The 19,497-nt window shown below is 34.4% G+C and carries 14 protein-coding genes; 5 read left to right on the top strand and 9 right to left on the bottom strand.

The genetic code is table 11. The features are described from left to right. Positions 1-13: 13 nt before the first annotated feature. Both lpdA and DKT72_RS01600 read right to left on the bottom strand, forming a co-directional pair. Positions 14-1,414 (bottom strand): dihydrolipoyl dehydrogenase, encoded by a 1,401-nt coding sequence (gene lpdA / locus DKT72_RS01605; RefSeq protein ID WP_111306963.1) that lies wholly within the window; start codon positions 1,412-1,414, stop codon positions 14-16. 113 nt (positions 1,415-1,527) lie between these two features. Beyond that, positions 1,528-3,114, bottom strand: coding sequence for a S41 family peptidase (locus DKT72_RS01600; protein WP_111306962.1), 1,587 nt, complete (start codon positions 3,112-3,114; stop codon positions 1,528-1,530). Positions 3,115-3,255: 141 nt separating this feature from the next. On the opposite strand from DKT72_RS01600, the gene smpB reads away from it, so the two are divergent. Genes smpB through DKT72_RS01585 form a run of 3 tightly spaced genes read left to right on the top strand, consistent with a single transcriptional unit; the run spans position 3,256 to position 5,059 of the window. Continuing rightward, entirely contained in the window at positions 3,256-3,714 is a 459-nt protein-coding gene (gene smpB, locus DKT72_RS01595; RefSeq protein ID WP_111306961.1) for an SsrA-binding protein SmpB, read from the top strand. A gap of 18 nt (positions 3,715-3,732) precedes the next feature. Further along, positions 3,733-4,482, top strand: a complete 750-nt coding sequence (locus DKT72_RS01590; RefSeq protein ID WP_111306960.1) for a phosphatase PAP2 family protein — start codon at positions 3,733-3,735, stop codon at positions 4,480-4,482. A 46-nt stretch (positions 4,483-4,528) separates the two neighbouring features. Then, on the top strand, positions 4,529-5,059 hold the full coding sequence (locus DKT72_RS01585; protein WP_111306959.1) for a hypothetical protein: 531 nt from the start codon (positions 4,529-4,531) through the stop codon (positions 5,057-5,059). A 7-nt stretch (positions 5,060-5,066) separates the two neighbouring features. On the opposite strand, the gene DKT72_RS01580 is transcribed toward DKT72_RS01585, so the two are convergent. Then, positions 5,067-5,723, bottom strand: coding sequence for a TrmH family RNA methyltransferase (locus DKT72_RS01580; RefSeq protein ID WP_111306958.1), 657 nt, complete (start codon positions 5,721-5,723; stop codon positions 5,067-5,069). 172 nt (positions 5,724-5,895) lie between these two features. Here DKT72_RS01580 and DKT72_RS01575 point away from each other — a divergent pair, with 172 nt between their 5' ends. Beyond that, the gene (locus DKT72_RS01575) at positions 5,896-6,570 is read left to right on the top strand and encodes an SIR2 family NAD-dependent protein deacylase (RefSeq protein WP_111306957.1); all 675 of its coding nucleotides are present in this window, start codon (positions 5,896-5,898) and stop codon (positions 6,568-6,570) included. A gap of 7 nt (positions 6,571-6,577) precedes the next feature. On the opposite strand, the gene DKT72_RS01570 is transcribed toward DKT72_RS01575, so the two are convergent. The 5 genes from DKT72_RS01570 to DKT72_RS01550 all read right to left on the bottom strand — a co-directional run bounded on the left by DKT72_RS01570 (position 6,578) and on the right by DKT72_RS01550 (position 16,938). Next, positions 6,578-9,160 (bottom strand): FIDD domain-containing protein, encoded by a 2,583-nt coding sequence (locus tag DKT72_RS01570; RefSeq protein ID WP_111306956.1) that lies wholly within the window; start codon positions 9,158-9,160, stop codon positions 6,578-6,580. Positions 9,161-9,333: 173 nt separating this feature from the next. After that, on the bottom strand, positions 9,334-10,473 hold the full coding sequence (locus tag DKT72_RS01565) for an efflux RND transporter periplasmic adaptor subunit (RefSeq protein WP_235841577.1): 1,140 nt from the start codon (positions 10,471-10,473) through the stop codon (positions 9,334-9,336). Between the two features lie 17 nt (positions 10,474-10,490). Continuing rightward, positions 10,491-14,825: a CusA/CzcA family heavy metal efflux RND transporter gene (locus DKT72_RS01560; protein ID WP_111306954.1), complete on the bottom strand. Its 4,335-nt coding sequence runs from the start codon at positions 14,823-14,825 to the stop codon at positions 10,491-10,493. Between the two features lie 74 nt (positions 14,826-14,899). Then, on the bottom strand, positions 14,900-16,273 hold the full coding sequence (locus DKT72_RS01555) for a sensor histidine kinase (protein ID WP_111306953.1): 1,374 nt from the start codon (positions 16,271-16,273) through the stop codon (positions 14,900-14,902). Next, on the bottom strand, positions 16,270-16,938 hold the full coding sequence (locus tag DKT72_RS01550; protein WP_111306952.1) for a response regulator transcription factor: 669 nt from the start codon (positions 16,936-16,938) through the stop codon (positions 16,270-16,272). Before DKT72_RS01550 ends, DKT72_RS01555 begins: the two co-directional genes overlap by 4 nt. A gap of 269 nt (positions 16,939-17,207) precedes the next feature. On the opposite strand from DKT72_RS01550, the gene DKT72_RS01545 reads away from it, so the two are divergent. Next, entirely contained in the window at positions 17,208-18,002 is a 795-nt protein-coding gene (locus tag DKT72_RS01545; protein WP_111306951.1) for a transglutaminase domain-containing protein, read from the top strand. 48 nt (positions 18,003-18,050) lie between these two features. On the opposite strand, the gene DKT72_RS01540 is transcribed toward DKT72_RS01545, so the two are convergent. Then, entirely contained in the window at positions 18,051-19,478 is a 1,428-nt protein-coding gene (locus DKT72_RS01540; RefSeq protein ID WP_111306950.1) for an SDR family oxidoreductase, read from the bottom strand. Positions 19,479-19,497: the final 19 nt, after the last annotated feature.

The following is a 19,497-nucleotide window of genomic DNA, read 5'->3' as shown; positions in this document are numbered from 1 at the left end:
TCTTATTTTTTTATTACATATGCAAAGATCTATCATCTGTAGCAGCTAAAGCCGCTTCTTTGATTGCTTCTGTAAACGTTGGATGTGCATGAGACATTCTTGATACATCTTCGGCAGATGCTCTAAATTCCATAGCCACAACTGCTTCTGCAATCATATCGGCCGCACGCGCACCAATCATGTGAACACCTAAAATTTCATCCGTTTTTTTATCGGCTAGAATCTTAACAAAACCATCTAAATCCATGCTCGCTCTACTTCTACCTAAAGCACGCATTGGGAACGACCCGGCTTTGTATTCAACTCCTGCTTCTTTAAGTTGCTCTTCTGTTTTACCAACCGATGCTACTTCTGGCCATGTGTAAACCACACCAGGAATTAAGTTATAATCGATATGTGGTTTTTGTCCCGCAATAGTTTCTGCCACAAACACACCTTCTTCTTCCGCTTTATGAGCTAACATGGCACCTTTTACCACATCGCCAATCGCATAAATGTTTTTAGCCGTTGTTTGTAAATGGTCATTTACTTCAATTTGTCCTCTATCCGTGATTTTTACGCCTGCTGCATCAGCATTTAAACCATCTGTATAAGGTTTACGCCCCACAGACACCAAACAATAATCTCCTTTAAACTCTATTTCTTCTCCTTTTTTATTATCTGCTTTTACAATAATTTCATCCCCTTTTCTTTCAACAGATTTTACTTTATGAGATACCGCTATATTAAACTTAGCTTTCTTTAAAACCTTATTTAATTCTTTAGAAAGTCCTGCATCCATAGTTGGGATGATACGATCCATATATTCAATAACAGTGACTTCTGAACCTAAGCGTCTGTATACCTGACCAAGTTCTAAACCAATAACACCACCACCAATAACAATTAAATGTTTTGGTATTTCTTTAAGCTTTAAAGCTTCTGTAGACGTTATAATCCTGTCTTTATCCAAATTGATAAAAGGTAAATTTGATGGTTTACTACCAGTGGCTATAATAGTATTTTTAGCTTCAATGTCTATGGTTTCTTCACCAGTAATGGTAATATGAGTCGCATCTTTAAAACTACCTACACCACGATATACATCAATTTTATTCTTGTTCATTAAGAAATCAATACCACCAACCGTTTGATCTACAACAGACTGTTTACGGGCAATCATTTTCTCTAAATTCACTTTAATATCGCCAGGAATATCAATACCATGTTCTTCAAAATGCTTTACAGCATCTTCATAATGATGTGAGGAATCTAAAAGGGCTTTACTTGGTATACAACCCACATTAAGACAGGTGCCTCCAAGTGTCGCATATTTTTCTATTATGGTAGTTTTCATTCCTAATTGAGCGCAACGTATCGCTGCTACATACCCTCCAGGACCCGAACCTATAACGGCTACATCGTATGAATTCATAGTGTTGATTTGATATTCGTTTGTTATAATTATGAGACACAAAAATACAAATGTTTTATGTGAAGGCAATAAAAAACAATGCTTTATAATGTGAATTTATAATATTAGCAGGACTATTCTCTTTTTTCTTTAATATCATTTAAAATCCACTGTAACTCGGTATCTTTTTTTAAAATTAAATCTTCTAAGGAGGGTGTCACAACAACATCAGGTTTTACGCCGTAGCCATCGGGCGTTTGTTTGTAAGGGGTATCAACATGCATTAATCCCATTCGTATTTTTAGTTTGGAGTTTGGTAATTCATAAATTTTATAAATTCCAGCTACCGTACCATTGTAGGCTCCTCCAGTTTCTTCACCAACAAAAACGGCTCTTTTAGTGGCTTTTAAATGTGTTGAAATTAAAGATGATGCTGAAAACGAATTACCATTTATAAGCACATACATATCGCCTGTAAAATGGTTTGGTTTGGGTTTTCTGATTTTTATGTACTTAAATGAATAATACAGTTTACCATCTTTTTTTTTGGTTTTAAGCAAATTTTGAACAATAATTATGGGCGATAAAATACATGCCAACACTTTTAAACCATTAGGTGTTGTATTGCTCATCGCTGCTGTTAAAAATGGCGTCCGACTGTTTACTTCACTATCCTCTAAAAACTTGTAATTAGTATGGGTTAGATAGGAATACAAATAATCTATTTCAGAGATTCTTCCTCCTCCATTATCCCTTAAATCCAAAATTAAATATTTTGTTTTGGCGTCATTTAATTCTTTAAAACTATCCTTGTAAAATGTTTTATATTTGCCATTTGTAAAACTTCGAATGTTCATATAAGCAACGGTACTATCCGCTTCCATAAAATGGAAATTCCTTGTATAATTTTTTGTTTCTGCTATATAACCGTGCCTTCTATTGTACTTTCTTTTTTGCTTGGATGCCAATCTAGAAGCCTTTTTTTCTGCCTTGGTTAATTTTATTGGCTTTTCAACAGATTTAGTAGCATCTTCTTTTTTCTTGTTTTCTTCTTTTAATAATCGCTTAAATGTTTTTGTAAAAATGGAGTCTTTATTTTTGAAAGACATTTGCAAACTATCCTTAAAGCCTTTGTCTTTGAAATAAAAATTAGAAAAATATTTTCCGACAAACTTATCATATAAGGTGGTATTGTAACCATCGGACGAAAAATTCTTTTTATAACTTTTAATTAATGTAGAGATGGAATCGTCTTCTATTTTAACAACTTCCCAACCAATCATAGAAGAGTCTTTGCCTTTAGTATTTTTTACCCAAAGTTTATTTTGTAAGTAATCGAAAGCCAAATCGTAAAACTCAAAAGGCTTCTTTTTTAATTCTTTATTTTCTTTTTTAGTGTATCGCTTATTTGCAGAACCAACCGATATATGACCTTGTCTTATATAACGAACCACAGGTGCTAACTTTTTATAAAAATCTTTGGAATTAATGGGTTGTGTTATAGATTTTTTTAAACTATCAAACTTAACATCTAAAACCTCTTTACTTGTATATTGATATAATCTGGGATGGTGTTTTTGGAATTGACGGTATAATTTATCAACATCACTTCTCAAATCGTTCACAGAATGTAAATTAGTGATTTGCTCATTGTAATGTTTAACACTTTTACAAGATGTCAATACCAATAGCACCGATACAAATAAAATTGCTTTTTTCATTAAAAAACTTAGATAGACAAGTGCTAAAATAAATGTATTTCCTTTAAAATAATGGTATTATTACATTCTTTAACTTCAAAATTATTTTTATAAAGATAACTCCCATTTAAAAACTCATAAATTTGTGTAATTTTGTAGGCCATGCAAAAAACCATTAACATTCAAAACAAAAAGGCGCGTTTTCTATATGAAATATTAGATACGTACACTGCTGGTATTGTTTTAACTGGTACCGAAATAAAGTCTATACGCAGTAGTAAAGCTTCTATTGCTGAAAGTTTTTGTGAGTTTAATGAAAAAGGCGAACTGTTTGTAATCAATATGAACATTGAAGAATATGCTTTTGGGAATTACTACAATCACCGTCCAAAAGCAGAACGGAAATTACTTTTAAATAAAAAAGAGCTTAAAAAGCTGTTAAAAGAAGTTCAAACTAGCGGACTTACCATCGTTCCTTTAAAATTATTTATTAACGACAAAGGCTATGCTAAAGTGGATATTGCTTTAGCAAAAGGTAAAAAATTATATGATAAACGTGAAACTATAAAAGACCGTGATAATAAACGGGATTTAGATCGCGTTAAAAAAATCTATAAATAATTTTTATAAAGAAGTTTTATGATTTCAAAAGTGATTGTTGTATTAATAATTCTTAAAACATCTTTATTATTCGGACAATCAACTACTACGGATTCTCTTAATACCAATCAAAACATTAAATTCAATTATAAATCCCTAATTGTTCCTACTGTTCTTATCAGTTATGGTATTATTGGTATTGAAAGTGATGCTTTAAAATCAATAAACGCAGAGATAAAAGAAGAGGTTAATGAAAATATAGACGAGAAAGTAACCATAGACGATTTTGCTCAATATGCGCCTTTTATGTCTGTTTATGCTCTTAATGCTATGGGTATACAAGGCAAAAACAATTTTAAAGACCGTACTATTATTTTAGGAACTGCTTATCTAATCATGGGCTCTACTGTGTATGGCTTAAAAAAAATAACAAAAATTGAGCGTCCTGATGGCTCATCTAACAATTCATTTCCTTCAGGACATACCGCCACAGCTTTTATGGGCGCTGAATTTTTATGGCAAGAATACAAAGACGTTTCTATTTGGTATGGAATCACAGGTTACGCCGTTGCTGTAGGTACGGGCACTTTTAGAATTTATAACGACCGTCATTGGCTAACAGATGTAGTAACAGGTGCAGGAATCGGGATATTAAGCACCAAAATTGCTTATTGGCTTCACCCATTAGTAAAAGAAAAATTATTTAAAAAAAACGAACAGGCATCGGGTATAATCATGCCATTTTATGATGGTAACCGTTATGGCGTTAAGATGGCTGTAAGCTTCTAAATATTAATTTGTAAAACGATATCAGCTCAATAAAAATCTATAAATAATGAAAACACTTATATCCTCTATTTGTATTATTTTTTTAACGGTATCCATAAATGCCCAGAACAAAGAAAACACCATCGATAATGCAAGTGTGACAACTATTGATAACACCATAAAAACACTTTACAACGTCATTTCTGGCGAAATAGGCAAAAAACGGAATTGGGAACAATTCAAATATTTATTCCATTCGGAAGCGAAATTAATAGCCGCTGGAAAAGATAGCAAAAGAGAAAATAAAATAAGCTACATGAAGCCGGATGATTATATTAAAAATTCTGGTAAATGGCTAGAAACCAATGGTTTTTTTGAAAAAGAAATTCACAGAACCGTAAATACCTTTGGAACTATGGCAGAGGTATTTAGTACTTATGAATGTTTTTATAACATTACGGACAAAAAACCTTTTATGCGTGGTATTAACAGTATTCAGTTATGGCATGATGGTAAACGCTGGTGGATCATCAATTTATATTGGACTCAAGAAACTACAAGCAATCCCATTCCAGAAGCATATTTATCAAAAAAATAAAAGGCTTTTAATTGTTTTCGTAAAAACGCTTGACAATATCATCGTAACTTTTTATACTTTTCTTAACCCAATCCAATCGCTTTTCAATAACCTCCTCTTGTGTTAGTTGCCAATTAATATTAGATTGTCTTAATTTGGACGTAATCCGTTGTAAAATAATAGCAGCAGAGACAGAAATATTCAAACTTTCGGTAAAACCAACCATAGGTATTTTCAAAAAACAATCGGCGACTTCCAATACTTCTTGCGAAAGCCCTTCCACTTCTCTTCCAAAAAAGAAACAAGATTTTTTAGTAATATCAAAATCCTGTAAAACACAATCATTCGTATGCGGCGTAGTGGCTACAATTTGATAGCCTTTTTGTTTCATGTCTGCAATACAATCTTTAACGGAATGAAAGCGATTCACATCTACCCATTTTTGAGCTCCCATGGCTATTTCCCTATCAATACGTTTGGTATTGCGTTCTTCAATAATTTGGACTTCCTGTATGCCAAATACATCGCAGGTTCGGATAACGGCACTGGTATTATGTAATTGGTATACATCTTCTGTAGCCACCGTAACATGCTTAGTACGTTGCGATAATACGTTATTGAATTTTTCTTTTCGAGAAACGGTTAAATACGTTTCTAAATGTTCTAGAAGCTTGATGTCTATCATGAGTAAAATTAAAATGGAAAATTAATAAAAATGAGTGGATTGCTGCCTGCGAGGGAATAACAAATAATAACTATTTTTATAATATGAAATCGCTATTAAAACAAGTTTGCGTTAGCAAACACCTATGAAGATAAGCGATACCATATGACCTTTAAAAATAATAAAATTCCATATGAAAAAACACATTGTTGTACTTACAGGGGCGGGCATCAGTGCCGAAAGTGGTATTAAAACTTTTAGGGACGCTGATGGCTTATGGGAAGGTCATGATGTGATGCAAGTTGCCACACCTGAAGGTTTTGCTGCGAATCCTGAATTGGTTTTAAATTTCTACAACCAACGTCGGAAACAATTATTTGAAGTAGAACCCAACCAAGCCCATATAGATTTGGCTTCTTTAGAAAATGATTACCATGTTTCCATCATTACACAAAATGTAGATGATTTGCATGAACGTGCAGGAAGTACGAACGTCATTCATTTACATGGTGAACTGCTTAAAGCACGTAGTACTTATGATGAAAATGATATTTTAGAATGCAAAACGGATATACTTTTAGGAGATCTATGCCAAAAAGGATACCAACTACGACCACATATTGTGTGGTTTGGGGAAGATGTGCCTATGATAGAACATGCCATGCACATTTGTGAGACTGCCGATATATTAGTGATTATTGGAACTTCCATGCAAGTTTATCCAGCAGCAGGATTAATGCATTATGTGCCTGCTCATATCCCTATATTTTTTATTGACCCCAAACCAACTTTAAGCAGTAAACAAAACCTTACTGTCATTGCTGAAACAGCAACCATAGGTGTTAGTAAACTTAAAACGTTACTTTAAAAACATTTTATCTCACCAAACTAAAATGACCACGGTAGGTTTTTTTATTGCCTTCAGCATCTAAAAGGTCTACCATAAACCAATAATCAGACGATGTTAATCTTTGTCCATTACATGTCCCATCCCAACCATCACCCCTAGGATTTAATTGCTTGATTAACTTCCCATAACGATCAAAAATTAAAATTTTGAACTCTTGGGGAAACGTTTCACTCAAGCCTTTAATATTCCACCTATCATTATGGCCATCACCATTTGGAGTAAAATACTTGGGAAAGCCTAACACAAAAACTTCCAAAGGTACAATACCACAACCATTTTTATCCTGTACATAAATGGTATGAACTCCTGCTGCTACATTATTGAAAACAGGTTCGTCTTGATAAGGTCCTGAGCTATCATCCAAAGAAAATTCGTAATCACCAATACCAAGATTTGCTGTATTGATCGTTATAGAATTATTATCGGAAAACTCCACAATGCTAATATCATCTAATGTCATATTAGCGATAGCAGACTCCTCAACAGAAAATACTAAAGGAAAAGATTCACAACCAAAATCTGATATTGCGATTACAGTATACGTGCCTGACTCATTTAATGTCAACACGTCCTCATCTCCCACCATAAAACCATTTGAGTCTCTCCATTCATAAGTATAAGTCCCTTTGGGATTAAATACACTTAAAGTTATAGGATTATTATCAAAACAATATGCATTTGATTGTTTCACTTCAAATTCGGGACGTGGATGAACAGTTAAAGTTAAATAAGGACCAATACCAAAACAGTCTCCATTATCTTCACTTTCCACCCGAACATACAAGACTTGTGAAAAAGGCACTTCACTTAAATAATTAGTTTGGTTTGTAATTTCATTGAATTCCAAATGGGCATCGTTTAAATTCCTGTAATAATGAACTGTTAAATTTTGTCCCTGAGGAAATTGATGAATAAAATCTTGAGAAGCTGCCGTTAAATCAAATTCATGCAATCCATCAATAACAGCATCATCATCACAAACTGGTGGCAATTCTTGCATATAACCTAAAGGAAAAGATGTTGTAGAAACATCTAAATTCACAGTAGATACTCGGTAGCATCCACTCGCATTTTCAACACGAACATATACCATATCAGATGTGGCATTATTAAATGGTACAGGATTAATGGCAGACACAGCATCTCCTGAATTTGCTTCGGCAGAAGTAAGATAATATGTAAACTTAAAATTTGCTGAATTATCATTAGTAATGATGTCATTAATCTCATTTAAATTAAAATCGGTAAACCCATTACGTGGATCGGCATCACCATCACAATTTTTAAACACAATGGAAGGTTGAATTACAGGCAATGCATCCACTTGAATCAAAAAAGAGGTATCTGTATAACAACTCGTATTCAAGGTATTACTAATTCTAACATAAATAATCTGACTATCCTTCTGTGTGTTTACAAAGGCCTTTGGATCGAGAATTTCATCGGTGTTGGCATAGGCGGGGTCTGTAAAATAATTTATTTGAAACTCTGAAGCTGGACTTCCATTCAATAAAATAGTTTTATAAGATGTTAAATCAAACTCTGTAAAACCATCCGTATCATCCCTATCTAAATCGGTATCACACATTCGCATTGGTGGAATGTCTGAAATTTTCACTAATGATAGTATGGTTATTTTAGTACTTGCAGATATATCAACTATAGGATCACCAGGCATCCCTCCATATTCTACAATGTAACCTTGAGGAAAATAACTACCGGTGCCTCCTATATTTGGCAAATCGTTCCAAGAACCTGGAGTACCAACACCAAAAGTGACATGAATATAATCTTCGTCAACTAAATTATTTGGCTCGTTATTATTCCAATTGGCATAATTGGGAGTGGAACCGTTGGCTCCGCCATTCCAAAAAACAGTTCCTGCTTCAGAAGGGGGGCCTGTTACCCATTTCCAAACACCTTCGGTTTCTTCATCTGTACCTCCTAACCAACCCACGCCACCAGCCTGTTCTCCAGATAATTGTGCCTCATCTGCTGTTAATATGGTTGCCAAATAGCCTTGCAAACCATAATATTTGTGATTAGCAGCATCAATTCTAGCATCAGACCACGTAATTCCAGATTCGGCAATGTATTCATAATAATGACCTGTAGAAGGCAAATAATTAGCATCACCAATGGTAAAAGAAAAAAACTTTTCCCCAGAAGTTGTTGCAGAAAGACTTTCATAGACAACATCTTTAACAGCTGCGATTAAATCTGCATAAATCATTTCTGCACCACCTATCCCAGTTAATTTTAATTTACCAGAACTAGGATTCCAAGAGGGTACAATATTAGGATGAGAACCTGTTAAACTTAATTTATCCACTCCATTTACATAGCCTGATGAAATTTGAATGCTAAAGGATTCTATTCCCTTATCATCTTCATCAGTAATATTAAAACTAGTTACAATAGGTATGCTTTGGGTTGACGGACATAAGTATTGATCTCCAACAGCCGTTATATTTGGTGGTTTATTATCTACTTGAGATATACAAACACAATTAAAAAGCAGTAATAAAAGTGTAATTCTGTAAGTCAAAATATTTAGTTAGTAGTTCAATTTCTAAAATTAGAAATTAAATTCATTAATTAAACATGTAATCGACTAAATGGAAATTATGCAAGAAGAATTAACATCTGGCTATGATGATATAATCACCAACAACGTCAAAACAATAGCATTTATGGTTAATCATGTCATTACATCATCTTTTAATCTGATATCAAATTAAAAACACCCTTGATTAAAAACTCTGTATCAGCACTAAAATCTTCGGGATTAAGAATTTCAGTAAATCCATTATTGGTCTCCCCTATATCAACCACTGTCTTTTTATAGGTAGTTTGATTTTCTTTAACCAAAACAAAAAAATCATTATCAATAGCTGCAATGGCTTCCATGGGGAGAGCAGCATGTTTTGAGGATGAGGTTAAAATCTCCCCTTCAATATACATCCCTGGGGCAAACAGTTTGGCTTCTTCTTCATTATCCAAATCTCCATGAATATCTATGGTTCTTTCTTGTTCGTTTATGGTTCTATTAATTAAATGTACTTTCCCTTTATACACATGTTCAGCATCGTTTTGTAACCTTATATGTATGGGTTGCTCTGCTTTTATTTTTGGCAAATCTTTTTCAAAAATCTTTAGCTCGATATGAAGATTATCTGTGTTTGTAACGGTTACAGCAATATCAGACGGATTTAAGTACATCCCTTTTTTTGCATTAATATGGGTTACATAACCAGCAATGGGAGATAATACACTTATAACAGACCGAAGATTATCTCCCGTTAAAGTATTTGGATTTATTTGCATTAATTCCAATGTCTTTTTTAAATATTGAAATTGCGATAAAGTAACGGTGTATTCTGATTCTGCTTTAAGAAAGTTCTTTTTTGAAGTGATATTATCTACCAATAATTCTTTCTGTCTTTCGTAGTCTGACTTTAAATAATTCAATCGTCCTTTCGATTCTAAAAAATCTTGTTGCATTTGCAAGTATTCAGGATTTTCAATTGTAAATAATACTTGGCCTTTCTTTAAAACATCACCAGGCAATAGAAATATATCTTTTACATAGCCTGCAAAATAAGCACTTACATCGGCTTGATTTTCAGGTGGCACGGCAAACATCCCATTGGCCTTCACAACAGTATTAAACTCTTGCAGGGTTATTTTACCCAGTTCCATGTTACCAGAAGTAAATTGATTTTCAGTTATTGTAATAACATCTGGGGTTTCAACAATAGCCTCTGCATTGGTTGTTTCAGACTTTTCTTTTGAATTACAAGATGCTAGCATTATTATGAAAATAAAAGCTATAAATTTTAAATAATGTTTAAGTTTCATGAAGGTTATTTTCATAATTAATTGTTTAAATAATTTAATTCTAAAACCGTATTATTATAATCATTAAGGTTTTGCAAATAGGTGATTTCAATATTCTTGGCACTTTCTAAAAGTTGAACATATTGAAGGAAATCTATTTCTCCATTTTGAAATGCTTTGGATGCATTTGATGTAAGCTGTTGAGATAGTTTTTTACCCGAGGTTTCATAATAATCAATGGGTTCTTTGAATATTTTTAAATTGGATAACAATCGTTGATATTTAGATTGTAGTTGAATTTTATAGTTTTCTGATTCATCGGCCAAAATCATCGTCTCAGTTTTTGCTGCATTGATTTTTGATTTGTTTGCTCCGAACCACAATGGTATTGAAATTCCCGCTTGAAAGCCATTATATTTTTGGGCATCCAATCCATTGTTAGTGCCTTGGAAAACGGATACATGTATATCTGGTAATAATTTCTGCCTTTCTAAAGCTAATGACAATTTGGTTAATTTTTGTGCTGAATCATAATATAAAATTCCTGGATTATCCTCAAGATTTCCTGTTTCTAATGCAAGCGGGTATAAATGATTGACTTCAACAACATAAGTAGAATCTATCTGTACCAATTGATACAGCATAGTGTAAGCTTTAGCGACACTTTCTTCAGCTTTGGCAAGCTGTATCGATATTTCTTTTTGCTTGGCTTGAGCTGTTAGTTTTTCCAATAAATTAGTTTCACCAACCTCATACCGCCTGTTTGCGGCTTTAGAAAATTGACCATACAAACTATCTAGGAAAGTGTATTGAGCTACCAAACTATTATTATAAACCACTTGATAATAAGCCTTATAAACCTCTTTAATCAATACCCTTTCATTTAATCTATACTGCTGAATGGATACATCAATTTTTTGTTTTTCTACTTTATGTTGTGCGCCATAAACAGTTGGAAATTGCATGGACTGACTGATACCAAACACTTTTAATGGAAGTCCGTTTTTCGCAATATTATTTTGATCATAGGCATAATAAATCTGTGTCTTGTCTATATTTATAGCACTGCCAACCAACTGTTTTGATTGTTCTACCCTTTTGGCATACCCCAGGAGGCCTTTATTATTTTCAATAGCCATTTGTATAGCTTCTTCTGCACTCATAGGTTTTTGCTGAGCCATACCAAACATAGGTACAGCTAATAGTATTCCAATACTAAATGCCTTTAAGTTTGGTTTTCTTTTTACTTTAGGATGATGTCCTTTTCTATCAAAAATGGCATATAAAATAGGCAAAACTAGCAGCGTTAAAGCCGTTGCCGTCATTAATCCACCCACTACAACAGTCGCCAACGGCCTTTGCACTTCTGCACCAGCAGACGTTGATATTGCCATGGGCAAAAAGCCAAGTGCGGCAGCGGCGGCGGTTAATAGTACGGGACGTAATCTATTTTTAGTACCCATTAAAATTCTTTTATTAATATTAGAAACACCATGAGCTTTGAGTTCTTTAAATTCTTCAATTAATACGATTCCGTTTAAAACCGCAATACCAAAAAGTGCTATAAAACCAACACCTGCAGAAATACTAAAAGGCAAATCCCTTATATAAAGTAACATGACACCACCTATGGCTGATAAAGGAATCGCACTATAAATCATTAAAGCTTCTTTTACCGAATCGAAAGCAAAATAAAGCAGCACAAAAATTAGAATAAGGGCAATAGGAACAGCAATTTTTAAACGATTTGTTGCTGTTCTAAGGTTTTCAAATTGACCACCATAACTTACGGTATATCCAACCGGCATTTTCACATCTTTATCAATGATGGATTGCACATCTTTCACAACAGATTCTAAGTCTCGGTTCCTTACGTTTACACCCACTACAATTCTTCTTTTTGTATTATCCCGCGAAATTTTTGCAGGTCCTTTGGTATAGCTTATTTTGGCGAATTCACTAAGAGGTAATTTATTTCCATTGGGTAATGTTATCGAAGCGGTTTCTATATTTTCTATATCTTTTCTATGGGCAGCATCAAAACGAATGACCAAATCAAATTGCTTTTCTCCTTCAAATACGGTTCCTGCTGGCATACCTGCAAACCCCATGGTAATAATCTTGTTTAAATCTTCAATGTTCAATCCGTATTTGGCTATCATCTGTCGGTTGTATTTAATAGACATTTGCGGTAATCCTGCTGTTTTTTCTACCGAAATATCCGCAGCTCCTTCTACATTTTTAATGGCATGTTCTATTTCCAACGCTTTTTTGTACAACACATCTAAATCTTCTCCAAAAATTTTAATGGCCACATCAGCACGTACCCCCGTAATTAATTCATTAAATCTCATTTCTATAGGTTGTGTAAACTCAAAATCAACACCTGCAATTTCAGACAATGCGTCTTTAAATTTATCTGCCAATTCATCTTTCGTTTCGGCTGATGTCCATTCTCCTTTTGGTTTCAGCTTTATGATGACATCACTTTCTTCCATAGACATGGGATCTGTTGGTACTTCGGCTGCACCAATACGACTCACCACTTGTTCTACTTCTGGAAACTTCTTCAATATTTTTTCTATACGTGTTGTAGCTTCAATCGTTTTACTTAACGATGTTCCTGTTTTTAATACGGGCTGGATTACAAAGTCACCTTCATCTAAAGTAGGCACAAATTCACCTCCCATTCTAGTAAACAAAAACACAGTAAACAACAACAATCCTATAGCCATGCATAAAACCAGTTTCTTTTTGCGTAATGCCCATGCAATGGTTGGTTGGTATTTTTCTTCCAAAAATCCAATCAATCTAGCTGAAATAGTTCTTTTTTCTATATTGGATGGTTTTATAAATAAGGAAGCCATTACAGGAATATAAGTGAAACATAATACCATAGCACCTATTAGAGCAAAACAAAATACCAACGCCATTGGGCGAAACATTTTGCCTTCTACATTGACTAAAGACAGAATAGGAATAAAAACTATGATGATAATGAGTTGCCCAAATACAGCAGAATTCATCATTTTGGTAGCTCCTTGATACGTGATACTATCTATCAAACCTTGTCTTTCTCCTTCTGGAAGCGCTAATAACCTAGTGCTTTGACTGGTGATTTTAAAGGCTATAAATTCTACAATAATGACGGCTCCATCTATGATGATTCCGAAGTCAATGGCACCTAAACTCATCAAGTTGGCATCCACTCCAAAAATGTACATTAAGGAAAGTGCAAACAATAAACATAAAGGAATTACCGAAGCCACAACCAACCCGGAACGCAAGTTGCCCAGCAGTAAAACCACTACAAAAATGACAATTAAACACCCCAAAATGAGGTTTTCGGCAATGGTGAATGTTGTTTTGGCAATCAGTTCACTTCGCTCTAAAAATGCATTAATGGAAATACCAGGAGGCAATGACGAGTTTATATCTGTAACCCTTTGTTTTACAGCTTGTATAACGGCATTTGAATTGGCATCTTTTAGCATCATAACCTGGCCTAATACTTTTTCGCCTTCGCCATTTCCTGTAATGGCACCAAACCGATTCGCATGGCCAAAGCCAACAGAGGCAATATTCCTTACGTATACAGGAACTCCATCTTTTGTGGTGACCACAATATTTTCAATATCTTGTATAGAACCTATCAAACCTTCTCCCCGAATAAAATAGCTTTCATTCGCTTTTTCAATATAGCCACCTCCTGCGATACTATTGTTTTTTTCTAGAGCTGTAAAGACATCAAAAATAGACACATGCATGGCACGTAATTGCTGAGGATTGATAGCTACTTCATAGGTTTTTAAATAACCTCCCCAAGTATTCACCTCAACAACGCCTGGAATTCCAGATAGCTGACGCTTTACTATCCAATCTTGAATGGTACGTATATCTGATAATGAATATTGATCTTTATACTTGTCGTCAACATCTATGATATACTGATATATTTCACCCAAACCTGTCGAAACGGGTCCCATAAAAGGTTTCCCAAAGCCTGCTGGAATTTTTTCTTCGGCATTTTTAATTTTCTCTGCAATTAATTGGCGGGGCAAGTAAGTCCCCAAGTCATCATTAAAAACAACCGTCACCACTGAAAGTCCAAATTTAGATACCGAACGAATCTCCTTAACTCCTGGTAAATTTGCCATTTCCAGCTCTACAGGATAAGTTAGGAATTTTTCAACATCTTCGGTCGCTAAATTTCTAGACGTTGTAATAACTTGTACTTGATTGTTTGTCACATCGGGAACGGCACCAATTGGAATATGGGAAAGTGAGTAAAGTCCAAAACCCACAATACCCAAGGTAAACAACAGAACAATAAGCTTGTGATGGATACTATATTGGATGATACGTTCTAACATGTCTTGTTTATTTGAATGAAGTCAAATTTAGAACACTTATATAAAAGCTTTTAAAATAGCTCCTTAAGATTTGCTTAAAATTCTACAGTAAAAGTAGAACCCACTCCAAATTTACTCTCTACTTTTATGGTAGCATGTATGGCCTCCGCAGATTTTTTAGCAATGGATAAGCCTAGTCCATTTCCAGAAATATTTTTATGATTCAATGCTTCAGACCTGTAAAAATGATTGAATAAATAATTTAAATCTTCTTCTTTAATGCCAATGCCTTCATCTTTTACTCTGCAAATAATCCTAGAATTTACTTCTGAAATAGTAATATAAATTGTCGTGGATTCTTTAGAATATTTAATGGCATTGCCAATAATATTATCTAAAATTAAGGTCGAAAAATATTGTGGCACTTGGCTTTCCTTAGCCGTTTGATTATCAAACACTATAGACAATGTCTTTTGGGTAATACTTTTTTTATATTTTGAAAGAATTCCGTCTATCAAAGTTGGCAACGCCACCGACGATTTATCTAATGATTTTGAATTAACATCCAACCTTGCCAATAATAAAAGTTGTTCTATAGTTTCCGTCATTTTATCTATTTCAGATAGACTATATTTTATTTTATCAATATATTCAGATTGTTCACGAGGTTTACGTATCAGCACCTCCATGGTTCCTCTCAAGATGGATAACGGCGTTCGTAATTCATGTGAAGCATCCGAAGTGAATTGCCGCTCTCTCTCAATAGCATTTTCAATACGTTGCAATAATTCATTGATATTCGATGACAAATCATAAAGTTCATCTTTATTTTGAGGAAGAATCACGCGTTCATTCAAGTTATTTTCGGTAATCCTCTTTGTGGTTTCAGACATTAATTTAACGGGGATAATACCGCGTCCAGCGATGTACCTAGAGATAAAATACAGACCAACCAAAAGAATTAAATATGAAAAAAACAACACATTTCTTAAATTCAATAACACCATTTGAGATGATTCCAAGGACATGGCGGCTAGTATAAAGCCTTTAACTTCTCCATTTTCTTCAATAGGCATTTGCACTTGCCTAATGGTTCTATTATTCAATGTTGCGTTAAAATGACCGCCATGGTCTTCATTGGGTTTATAGAAAAGAAGATCTTCTTTGAGATTAGGAGACTTATCCATAAATTTTCCATCCGCATCCAATATTTGAATAAAAACAGGGTTTACTTGTACTTCTCTATGCTCTCTTTCTTCCCATTCTTTTTTATTCTTAATCTTGATGCTATCCCTTATAATTATAATCTCTTCGGTATGTTTATTAGCTTCATAAGACAGGTCGGCATCTAAATTTTGGTAAACAGTTCCTTCTACAACAAAATAGATAACCATAAAAGCTACAGCCATAGTAATAGCTGTCGCCAGCATGTAATGTAAAGCAATCCTGTTTCTAAAACTTAAACTCATAATTCTTTTGCGATATAACCAACACCTCTCACCGTTTGAATATAATTCTCCTCTTCACTTAATTTTAATTTTTTACGCAATGCATTAATATATACATCTATAACCCCAGTATCATAATCAAAATGAATATCCCAAACGGACTCTATAATACTGGTTCTTTTACACACCATGCCTTTATTGCGTATTAGGTATTCTAGCAGTGCAAATTCTTTCTGGGTTAGGTTAATGTCTTCATCCCCCTTTAACACTTGGTAACTATCGGTATTAAGTGTGATATCTCCCAATTTAAAAATTGAATGTTCCCCAGATTTTGGTCGTAGTTGAACTTTAATACGTTCTAAAAGTTCTTCAAAATGAAATGGTTTTTTAATATAATCATTCGCCCCAGCTTGCAAGCCAAAGATGGTTTCCTCTAAAGTATCTTTGGCTGTTAAAAAAATAATGGGGGTGATTTCAAATTCCTTTCGGAACTGGCGACATATTTCAATCCCACTCATTCCAGGAAGCATCCAATCCAATAATAACAAATCATAATCTCCTGAAAGTGCCAATTCAAGACCTTGCCGTCCTTCATTGGCTGTATCCACTAGATAAGACTCTTCTTCCAAACCTTGTTTAAGAAAGTTTAATATGCCGGGTTCGTCTTCTACAATTAGAATTCTCATATTACAAAAGTTAGTCTTTTTAATGAAAGTTGCATTAGATTTTCCTTAAGATTTGCTTAAATAAAACTTGTCATAATTTTGACAACGCATAAAATTACAAAAAGCCCTATACTTAGAGTTATTGATAATTTTAATTCTGATTTTTTATTATAAGTCCAAATTGATGCCATCATTAATAAACATAATTTAACGTCATTACATTAAAAATCATTTATTTTTGGTAAAACCTTGTTTCAATAAACACCTTGGTTTTATGATGCTTTAGGCTTATGTGGTTACGAGTAAGTTGTGAATTGGTATTTGATATTGAAATACCCACCCCTTTTATATTAATGTTACGCCCCAGAAGTGGTGCCCAACAATGGGTCGCGCGTGAAACCTATAATATCGAACCTAACTTACAGGCCTACGAATATACCGATATGTATGGCAACTTATGCCAACGGGTTTTGGCTCCCCCAGGCATATTTAAAATACATACCGAAGCTGAGGTAAAAACGGCTGACTTTATTGACATCGCACCAGATGCCCCTTTTATAGACATTCAAAATTTGCCCGATGGCATGCTTAATTATTTGTTACCTAGTCGGTATTGTGAATCGGATCGGTTTAGTGATTTAGCCAATAGCATAACAAACGGTCATTTGCCTGGTTACAACCAAGTGGCTGCTATAGAATCTTGGTTACGAAATACCATAAGTTATATTCCTGGAAGCAGTGATTACCCCTTATCTGCCATAGAAGTCAATTACAGACAAAGCGGTGTTTGTAGAGATTTGGCTCATTTAGGCATTGCGCTGTGTAGAAGCTTAAGCATTCCGTCACGATTTGTAGTGGGGTATTTGCACAACTTACAACCAATGGATATGCATGCGTGGTTTGAAGCCTATGTTGGTGGGCGTTGGTATGTTTTTGATGCCACACAAACTGCCAAAAAAGGCGGCTATGTTTCTGTGGGTTACGGACGGGATGCTTCCGATGTACCCATGTTTCATCAATTTGGACCTTCTGTGTTTGCCATAAAACAAGTGGTGAATGTAGAACAGTTTGAAAATGGGAAGTAGTTTTTTGAGGTTCGTTCAACGGTTTGGGCAACTGTGTCTCAATGAAGTTTAGGTTTTGTTGTGTTTAGTTATATTTCTTATCATTCCTCTGAAAATCAAACCATGAAAAGGTAAAACGGAGTACCAATATAGTCTCCCTAATATACCTAAAGGTCTAAATGTGGCTGTCTGTTCAAGTTGATCCTCTACGATTTTGAATTCCAGCCAAGCTTCTCCAGGTAATTTCATTTCAGCAAATAATAATAAGCGGCCATCATTTTTATTTGCGTACAAAACTCTCCAAAAATCTACTGCATCCCCTGCCTTAATTGAAGTAGGATTAGTTCTTCCTCTTCTTAGCCCAACTCCACCTACCATTTTATCTAATAGCCCTCTTAACTTCCATAACCAATTGCCAAAGTACCAGCCCGTTTCACCACCTATGCCCCAGATCTTGTTTAAGCAGGATTCACGGTTATCGAATTTTCTTTTTCGCTTGTCAACAAAACATCCAAAAACCGGCACTTTAATATAGTCAGAAACATTGAAATTGATACCACTGCTGGCATATGAATCTTTCCAGCTTGATATAATCTCGTTACTTTCAATTTTGTCGAATGCTTTCTTTAAAGCATAATTGTAATCAATTGGTTCCACCTCAAGAATAGAGTTAATAGTATTGTCGCGGCAAACAACTTCAATTTTCATGCTGTCAACGAGAGATGCGGCAAGCTTGTAAGAGGTAGATGTTACGAAATAGAGCCAGTATGAAGACAATTTTGGTGTCATAACAGGTACAATAAGAATAGTACGTTTCAAATTCCTAAATTTCGCAAAACCTAGCAACATTTCTTTATAAGTGAGTACATCAGGACCTCCAATGTCAAAATTCCTGTTATATGTTTTATCGTTAAGCAATGATTTAATCAAGAACAAAATAACATCAGATATCCCAATGGGCTGGCATTTAGTTTTCAACCATTTGGGTGTAATCATGAACGGTAGTTTTTCTACTAGATCTCTTATAATCTCAAAAGAGGCACTACCTGACCCAATAATGATTCCGGCTCTGAGTGTGGTGAAACTATAGTTCCCTTTTCCTAATTCGGATTCAACATTCCTACGTGAACTCAAGTGATCTGATAACTCTGATTCATTCACAATTCCACTCAGGTAGATGACATGTTTGATAGTTGATCCTTCAAGTGATTTTTTAAAATTGAGGGCAGAGGTGTGTTCCAAAGATTTGTAGTCCTTCGAGGATGACATGGAATGAATCAAATAATACGCACCATCAATGTCTTTTGGAACCCGATCTAGTGTTGTTTCGTCCAAAAAATCAATTTCGATTACCGATACCTTTTGTTTTATAGATTCAGAAGGATTAAACCTCTTAGAATCGCGAACACAACAAACTACTTCATATCCTCCTTCAATTAAAACAGGTAATAATCTTTTTCCTATGTATCCGGTCGCACCGGTTAGAAGTATTTTCATATTCAATTAAACACAACTT

Source organism: Confluentibacter sediminis (assembly GCF_003258355.1).
Taxonomy (GTDB): Bacteria; Bacteroidota; Bacteroidia; order Flavobacteriales; family Flavobacteriaceae; genus Confluentibacter; species Confluentibacter sediminis.
This window is presented reverse-complemented; position numbering and strand designations above follow the sequence as displayed.

Coding starts and splice junctions, on each gene's coding strand:
- lpdA (WP_111306963.1), bottom strand. CDS start 1,414: ATGAATTCATACGATGTAGCCGTTATAGGTTCGGGTCCTGGAGGGTAT.
- DKT72_RS01600 (WP_111306962.1), bottom strand. CDS start 3,114: ATGAAAAAAGCAATTTTATTTGTATCGGTGCTATTGGTATTGACATCT.
- smpB (WP_111306961.1), top strand. CDS start 3,256: ATGCAAAAAACCATTAACATTCAAAACAAAAAGGCGCGTTTTCTATAT.
- DKT72_RS01590 (WP_111306960.1), top strand. CDS start 3,733: ATGATTTCAAAAGTGATTGTTGTATTAATAATTCTTAAAACATCTTTA.
- DKT72_RS01585 (WP_111306959.1), top strand. CDS start 4,529: ATGAAAACACTTATATCCTCTATTTGTATTATTTTTTTAACGGTATCC.
- DKT72_RS01580 (WP_111306958.1), bottom strand. CDS start 5,723: ATGATAGACATCAAGCTTCTAGAACATTTAGAAACGTATTTAACCGTT.
- DKT72_RS01575 (WP_111306957.1), top strand. CDS start 5,896: ATGAAAAAACACATTGTTGTACTTACAGGGGCGGGCATCAGTGCCGAA.
- DKT72_RS01565 (WP_235841577.1), bottom strand. CDS start 10,473: ATGAAACTTAAACATTATTTAAAATTTATAGCTTTTATTTTCATAATA.
- DKT72_RS01560 (WP_111306954.1), bottom strand. CDS start 14,825: ATGTTAGAACGTATCATCCAATATAGTATCCATCACAAGCTTATTGTT.
- DKT72_RS01555 (WP_111306953.1), bottom strand. CDS start 16,273: ATGAGTTTAAGTTTTAGAAACAGGATTGCTTTACATTACATGCTGGCG.
- DKT72_RS01550 (WP_111306952.1), bottom strand. CDS start 16,938: ATGAGAATTCTAATTGTAGAAGACGAACCCGGCATATTAAACTTTCTT.
- DKT72_RS01545 (WP_111306951.1), top strand. CDS start 17,208: ATGTGGTTACGAGTAAGTTGTGAATTGGTATTTGATATTGAAATACCC.
- DKT72_RS01540 (WP_111306950.1), bottom strand. CDS start 19,478: ATGAAAATACTTCTAACCGGTGCGACCGGATACATAGGAAAAAGATTA.